The organism is Streptomyces sp. NPDC056948 (assembly GCF_042674225.1).
Lineage (GTDB): Bacteria > Actinomycetota > Actinomycetes > Streptomycetales > Streptomycetaceae > Streptomyces > Streptomyces purpurascens.
In genome coordinates, this window is record NZ_JBHUQX010000729.1 from 1 (window position 1) to 2352 (window position 2352).

The window sequence follows — 2352 nt, forward strand, 5'->3', positions numbered from 1 at the left end:
CGCTAGTCCGCGTCGCCGCCGGGCAGCCGCCTACGCCGGGTGGAAGTTGAGCCGTTCCTTGACCACCGGGAATCCGGCCTTGGCGAAGTTCGCCGCCATGGGGAAGTTGCCCTGGTCCGTGGCGGCGGCGACGAACTCCGCGCCCTGTTCGACCAGGAAGTGGGTGCACTCGGCCAGGAGGTCGTAGGCGTAACCGTGGCCTCGATGGTCCGGCAGGACCCCGATGAAGCCGATGCACGGGCCCGACGGGTTGTGGGCCGGGATGTGGATGCCGACCGGCTCGCCCCGTGGTGTGTACGCGACCTGCCACCACTCGCGTGGCGAGGGGCACCAGTGGAAGAAGTCGAGTTCCTCCTGGGCCGCCCGGTCGAGTCCGCCCTCCTCGATCGCCTTCAGCGCGTGGGCGTCCAGGGTGACGGAGTGGATACGGCGCAGCGCGTCGAAGAACACGGCGTCGTCCGGTTCGGCGCGGAACACCAGGCGCCCGGGCCGTTCGGGCAGGCCGCGCTCGGGGGTCCACCGGTACAGCAGGCGTTCGACCAGGAGGTCGTAGCCGGCCTTCCGCGCGGCGGTGAAGCGGGTCTCGGCGGCCGTGCGCAGGGCCGGGTCGTCGCGCCAGCCGGCGGGCAGGTTCAGTTCGAGTTCCACCTGCCAGGGCGCGGAGCGCAGGAGTGCGGCGCCTGCTTCCTCCTCGCCTTCCGCCACGTCGAACCAGTTGAGGTTGACGGGCTCGGTGTCGTCGGGGCCGCCCCACCAGGCACCGCGGGCGACGACCCTGCCGTCGCGCAGGGCCACCCGTTTCCATTCGGGGCGGTGCCGGGTCAGCCGGTGGCCCTCACGGGCGCCCAGCGGGTCGGGCAGGGTGTCGAAGAGATCGGCGGTGCTCGCGTCGAGCGCGCGGATGACCACGTCGGTCATGGACTTCCTCCGGGAAGCATGCTGCGAGGAGCGCTCCCGGTCAGGTCGGTCGAGACACGCCGGGGACGAGGGTCAGGGAGCGCTGGAACGGTGTGAACTGCACGGCTCTGCCCTCCTTCCACGGGTCTCGGGGCGTGGCGCGCCACAGGCTACGGGACCGCCGGTGGACCGTCCATCGAATTCCCGGCTCGGCTCAAGTGGCCCTCCGGCCTGGCCGACCACTGCGCCCGGTCCACGCTCACGTCCTGCCGGCCGGCCCAGGGGCGCCGCGCGGGCCCGGCGTGCGGCGCCCGGTCGGGCGTAGCAGCGTGGTGGTGTGAGCAGTGTGCGCGGCCGGCTGCCGCGCCGGGACCGGGACCGGCGCGGCTGGCTGCGCGGCGCGCCCCCGCCGGGCTGGGCGCGGGTGCTGCCGTCCGCGCTGCTGGCGGGTGTGTGCGCGGCGGAGCTGATCAGTCCGGAGCCGCTCGACATCGGCTTCCTGCTGGGCGCCATCCCGCCCCTGGCGGTGCTCGCGCACGGGCCGGTGGCGACGGCGGTGCTGGGCGGGCTGGTGGTGGTCGTGCTGACCATCCCGGTCTTCAGCCTGAACGACCCCGGCAGCACCGATCTGCTGACCGTGTGCTTCGTGGCGGTGCTGAGCGTGCTGCTGTCGTTCGTCCGCAGCAGGCGTGACGCCCAGCTCGTCACCGAACGGGCTGTCGCCGAGGCCGCGCAGCAGGCCGTCGTGCCGCCGCTGCGCGAGCGGGTCGGGCCGGTGCGGTGCGCGGGGCTGTACCGGGCCGCGCAGAGCGGGACGCTGGTCGGGGGCGACTTCTTCGACGTACGGGCGGGCCCCTACGGCGTACGGGCGGTCATGGGCGATGTCCAGGGACACGGTCTCTCGGCCGTCGCCACGGTCGCGTCGCTGCTGGGGGCCTTCCGGGAGGCGGTGCTGGACCATCCGGAGCCGGAGGCGGTGGCGGCCCGGCTCGACCGGAGGCTGGTGGCGGACTCGGCGGGCGAGCCGCACGCCGAGTTGTTCGCGACGGCGGTGCTGCTCGGCTTCTCCGCCGACGCCAGTGTGGTGCGGATCGTGGCGTGCGGGCAGTCCGGCCCGCTGCTGCTGCGCGACGGGCATGCCGTCGAGCTGGACATCGAGCCGTGCACACCGCTCGGTCTCGGCCTCGCCGAGGCGACTCCGCCCCGGGTCGTCTCGGTGCGGCTGCGCGCCGGTGACCGGCTCTTCCTCGCGTCCGACGGGGTCACCGAGGCCAGGGACGCCGACGGGGTCTTCTACCCGCTGGCCGAGCGGCTGCCGGGCTTCGCCGAGGAGGAGCCGGCCGCCCTGGCCGAGCGGGTGTGGGCCGACCTCGTCCGGCACTGCCCGGACGTACGGGACGACGTCACGATGCTCGTGCTGGCACCTCGTCCGCAGGGCGGGCCCTGACGGCGGCC

2 protein-coding genes are annotated in these 2352 nt (G+C 74.3%); one reads left to right on the forward strand and one right to left on the reverse strand.

Going from position 1 to position 2352, the window contains the following annotated elements; all coding sequences use genetic code 11:
- Positions 1–30: 30 nt before the first annotated feature.
- On the reverse strand, positions 31–918 hold the full coding sequence (locus ACFTZL_RS44065) for a GNAT family N-acetyltransferase (RefSeq protein ID WP_382596030.1): 888 nt from the start codon (positions 916–918) through the stop codon (positions 31–33).
- Between the two features lie 316 nt (positions 919–1234).
- Here ACFTZL_RS44065 and ACFTZL_RS44070 point away from each other — a divergent pair, with 316 nt between their 5' ends.
- On the forward strand, positions 1235–2344 hold the full coding sequence (locus tag ACFTZL_RS44070; RefSeq protein WP_382596033.1) for a PP2C family protein-serine/threonine phosphatase: 1110 nt from the start codon (positions 1235–1237) through the stop codon (positions 2342–2344).
- Positions 2345–2352 lie beyond the last annotated feature (8 nt).